5 protein-coding genes and 1 pseudogene are annotated in these 4,586 nt (G+C 55.8%); 2 read left to right on the forward strand and 4 right to left on the reverse strand.

Annotated features, from left to right (window positions below; genetic code table 11):
- Window positions 1-206, forward strand: a 206-nt coding sequence (locus DBO31_RS08945; protein ID WP_150824980.1) for a LysR family transcriptional regulator substrate-binding protein, incomplete at its 5' end; no start/stop codon positions are given.
- A gap of 83 nt (window positions 207-289) precedes the next feature.
- A complete protein-coding gene (locus DBO31_RS08950) occupies window positions 290-889 on the forward strand; it encodes a nitroreductase family protein (protein WP_059075815.1) in 600 nt (199 codons plus the stop codon).
- A gap of 133 nt (window positions 890-1,022) precedes the next feature.
- Here DBO31_RS08950 and DBO31_RS08955 read toward each other — a convergent pair whose 3' ends face one another.
- The 4 genes and pseudogenes from DBO31_RS08955 to DBO31_RS09350 all read right to left on the reverse strand — a co-directional run.
- Window positions 1,023-2,222 carry an MFS transporter gene (locus DBO31_RS08955; RefSeq protein WP_150824981.1) on the reverse strand — a complete coding sequence of 400 codons (1,200 nt, stop codon included), beginning with the start codon at window positions 2,220-2,222 and terminating at the stop codon, window positions 1,023-1,025.
- A gap of 26 nt (window positions 2,223-2,248) precedes the next feature.
- Window positions 2,249-2,881 (reverse strand): precorrin-8X methylmutase, encoded by a 633-nt coding sequence (locus DBO31_RS08960; RefSeq protein WP_150824982.1) that lies wholly within the window; start codon window positions 2,879-2,881, stop codon window positions 2,249-2,251.
- On the reverse strand, window positions 2,878-4,266 hold the full coding sequence (locus DBO31_RS08965) for a cobyrinate a,c-diamide synthase (RefSeq protein ID WP_150824983.1): 1,389 nt from the start codon (window positions 4,264-4,266) through the stop codon (window positions 2,878-2,880). The genes DBO31_RS08960 and DBO31_RS08965 overlap by 4 nt, the downstream gene beginning before the upstream one ends.
- A pseudogene (locus tag DBO31_RS09350) lies at window positions 4,257-4,586 on the reverse strand (hypothetical protein); the annotation flags it as partial. The pseudogene DBO31_RS09350 and the gene DBO31_RS08965, both read right to left, overlap by 10 nt.

Consider the following 4,586-nt stretch of genomic DNA (forward strand, 5'->3'; position numbering starts at 1 on the left):
ATGCCCGTACGACCATCCTATGGGCCAACGCCGGTCTGGGCATCGCTGTCACGCCCGCTTCTGCCGTATATCTGGCAGCCCATGACAATCTGAGCGTGAAGATTATTGACGAACCGTCCCTGCGCACGCGCATCGCCGCCATCTGGCCCAAAGGACGATACCTGTCCAGTCTGGGAGAAAGTTTTATCCAGGCATTGCAATTATAGCTTGCCTTATGTGGATATTTTTGGTATACTTTATACATAATAAATAATCGTTATTTATTACATATTCATGATGAGGTGATACCATGGAAAAAACAGTACAGCAGATGTTCGCCAAACGTCGTACGAATTATACATTGGGAAAGGATGTCACCCTGCCCCAGGAAGAAATCACGGCCCGCATCGAAGCGGTCGTCCGGGAAGTCCCGTCAGCTTTCAATATGCAGTCCGGCCGCATTATCATTGCCTACGGCAGTGCTCATGACAAAATATGGCAGATAACCAAAGACACCCTCCGGGCAGTCGTACCGGCCGAAGCATTTGCCAATACGGAAAAGAAAATCGATTCCTTTGCCGCCGCTTACGGCACCATCCTCTATTATGACGATACGGATGTCGTGAAAAAGCTGCAGGAACAGTTCCCCCTGTATGCCGCCAACTTCCCCACATGGGCCCAGCAGGCCAACGGCATGATGCAGTATGCCCTGTGGACACTCTTTGCCAATATGGGCCTGGCTGCCAACCTGCAGCACTACAACCCGCTCATCGACGAAGCCCTGGCCAGTGAATTCGACGTACCGGCCTCGTGGCAGCTCATCGCCCAGATGCCCTTCGGCCAGCCTCTGAGCCAGCCGGGACCGATTGAAAAACTGCCCATCGACGAACGGGTCAAAATCGTATTTTAATATATAAAGACATACCAGCGCAGAAAAGACTGCCTTGAATCGGATTCAGACCGTTACCCAGGAAACACGGCGACGGGAATCTGATGAAGGCAGTCTTTTTTTATCCGGAAGGCTCATTTCCTTTAAAAACCACTCAGAACCACACCGGTTTCGGGTCCTCGTTGTGATAGGTGCGGTAGAGCCAGAAACTGGCCGCCAGGAGGATAGCCGACATAACGAAGAAGATAGATTTCATGCCCCACCAGGTCGCAAGAGCTCCTCCCAGAAGAGGGCCGGCCATGGATCCGAGCTGCTGGGCCGTAAACAGCAGACCGTAAATACGTCCTTTGAAGTCTGGCGGCGTATGCTGGGCCATGATGGCGTTGAGAGCCGGATTGATGCCGGAAAAGCAGAGGCGGATAGTGAACTGAGTCACGGAAAAGGCTGCCAGCGTATTGGGAAGGCCCTGCAGGGCTTCTCCCATAGCGGTGACAAAAATCGATACGGTGAGGATGCGGATAAAGCCTTTCTTCTGCCCTGCCTTTCCCCACAGCGGCGCGGCGATGGCACCGGAAACACCGGACAGGGAAATGACGAATCCTGTCGTAAGGGCCAGATTGGGAATATCACCGGCCAGACCGGTGATATACGTAGACAGGACGGGCTGGAGGATGAAAATGACCATCTGGATCAGTGCTCCGCATACCAGCATATTGCGCAGGAGGGGCTGACGCAATACGTCTAACTGGGACAGGTGGCGCGTCTTTCCGGCTTCGTCCTTTGCCGGATCAGGCGGCTCTTTAATAAAAAAGATGAACATGAGGCCGTTTATAAAGAGGAAAAAGGCGGCGATAAAGAAAGAAAAGCGCATGCCGAACAAATCGGACAGGATGCCCCCAAACAGCGGTCCCAGGACGCTGCCGGCCGTCATGACCCCCTGCATGGTCCCCAGGCAGAACCCAAGCTTGTCTTCGGGAGCATAGAGTGTCATAATGGCCAGATCCATAGGCCACAATCCGTAGGCAAACCCCTGGAGGAGCCGCATGAGTGTCAGCTGTTCCGGTGAGGTGACCAGGCCGCCGCAGAAATAGCTGAGCGACAAAAACAGACAGGACCGGATAGCCATAGGCTTTTTTCCGTGGGCATCAGCCAGCTTTCCCCAGATGGGTGCCATGATGGTACTGACCAGAAAAGTGGAGGAAAATACGATGCCCGACCAGAGGTGGACATCTCCCGGCAGAACGCCCAATTCGTCCGTGAGATAGATCGGCAGGAAGGGAATGAGCATCGTATAGCTGAATGACATAAAGAGGATGTTGCAGGTCAGAATAGCCAGAACGACTTTCCAATTCATAAAATCCCCTCTTTTCTGCCAGCGTATCAGGACTGGCGCGTCAGTGTATAAATCAGGGCATTGCAGATAGCCGCGGCGACGTTGCTGCCGCCTTTGCGTCCCAGGGCCGTGATGTACGGGACGCCGGCTTTCATGATTTCTTCTTTGGCATAGACGACGTTGACAAATCCTACCGGCACGGCAATGATCAGGTCCGGATTGATCCGTCCGGATTCTATGAGCTCTTTCAGGCGCAATAAGGCCGTAGGCGCATTACCGACGGCGATGATCAGGGGACCGGTGAGCTTTGCCGCTTTATCCATCGATGCCTGCGCCCGCGTCGTCCCCTGTTCTCTGGCCGCCTGTGCTACATCACTGTCGGCCATGTAACACACTTTGCCAGCTCCCAGTTTGTTCAGTCCCGGCGCGCTGATGCCCATACAGGCCATATTCGTATCGGTGACGATCGTACAGCCACGCTTCAGAGCTTCCAGTCCGCGCCGGACGGCGCTGGGACTGAAGCGCAGGTTCCGTACATAGTCAAAATCGGCCGTCGTATGGACGACGCGCTTGATGATGTCTTTTTCATCGGGAGGCAGGATGATGTCCCCCAGTTCCTCTTCTATGATTTCCATACTGCGCCGTTCGATATCAGCCGGCAGGATGTGTTCTACTTTCATCGCATTCGTTCCTTTCTGAATTGGCGGCAGGCCCCGATAAAGCGGGATGCACAGTCCGGACAGCCGCTGAAATGAATGTGGGGATACCCGGCAAATAGCCGCCCACTGGCCACAACAGCCTGCCACTGGCGGCTGCTCCCGGCCTTATAAGCGGTACAGGACGAACCGGAAGCCGTACTACCGGAATAGTGAAATTCATGGGCCGTCAGGGTTTTACCGCGGGGCAGCAGCAAGGTGTCGGTCCGGGCTTCCAGGGTCACATAGCCAAAATGGCGCAGGCCGCCTGTCATATAGGTTTCGCCGGAAATGACGCCAGCCCAGGGAAGCAGCTGCCCGTCCTGGCAGCGGTAATAGTCATGGAGATACATGAATCCCCCGCATTCGGCCAGACAGGGCATGCCCTGCCTGATGGCCTGCCGGATTGATGCGGACATGCTCCCATTGCGGCTCAGATTCTGTGCATACAGCTCCGGATAGCCGCCACCCAGATAGAGGCCGTCACAATCGGGCAGGCTTCCATCGTGGAGCGGACTGAAGGGAATCAGCTCCGCCCCGTACGACCGTAAGGTATCCAGACTGTCTTCATAGTAGAAACAGAACGCCTCATCCCGTGCGATGGCCAGACGCACCGTATCAGCCGGAGCCGCCATGTCCGGTTCTTTCCAGGAAAGGGGCGGCGCCGTCCGGGCCAGTCCCATCATAGCACTCCAATCCAGGCTCATTCTTCCTGCATCCCCTAATTTCCGCAGTATATCCTGTAAATCGGCGATTTCAGAAGCCGTCACCAATCCCAGATGACGGCTGGAAAAGGTACAGTCCGGCATGTCCGGCAGATACCCCAGCGACCGGAGTCCCGATTCCCCTTCCCAGGCACGGCGGTAACGGGCATACACCATGGGTTTTACCCGGTTGACTATGAAACCGGCAATCCGGCTGTCTTTGCGGAATGCCGCCATCCCTTTGAGAACCGCCGCCAGTGTCAGGGCACTGCCCCGGCCATCGACGACGAGTACGACCGGCGTTCCCGTCGCAGAAGCCAGTTCATAGGCACTGGCTTCACTGCCCATACCGATGCCGTCGTAATACCCCATGGCTCCTTCCAGTATGGCAATCTCCTTTTGTCGGCCATGCCGCCCGAGAATGCGGCAGGCTGTCTCCCGGCCCGGTTCGTTCCGTCCCAGGAGGAACAGATCGAGATTATACGACGGCGTATCCAGTACGCGCCTATGGAACATGGGGTCGATATAATCGGGACCGCTTTTAAAGGCGGCGGCCTGACAGGAACGCCGGCGCAGCAGTTCCAGGAGTGTACAGACGACGGTCGTCTTGCCACTGCCACTGCTGGCAGCGGCAACCATGAGTCGTGGCAGGTCCGTTATAGGCATGACGAACTCCTTTCTCCGCCCGGGACGGGATCATAGGCGGCTGTCATAATATACACGGGATTCTGGGCCATCATCATATGGCTGCTGCCTACACGACGGGACCGGGCCGTCATGACCTGGGTGATATCCAGCGTATAGTCCGGTCGGCCTGCATAATACGCCGTGACCGCCGCCAGTGTTTCTACAGTGATAGCCGTCATGACGATGCGGCAGGCCCGGTTCTTGCGGTATATTTCATCCAGTATAGCCGGTATATTCCCCTTCGTCCCGCCAATAAAGGCATATTCCGGCGCATCTGCCACACTGGGCAGTGTCCGGGC

The sequence above is a fragment of the Megasphaera sp. DJF_B143 genome, from assembly GCF_900320625.1.
GTDB classification, from domain to species: Bacteria; Bacillota; Negativicutes; order Veillonellales; family Megasphaeraceae; genus Megasphaera; species Megasphaera hexanoica.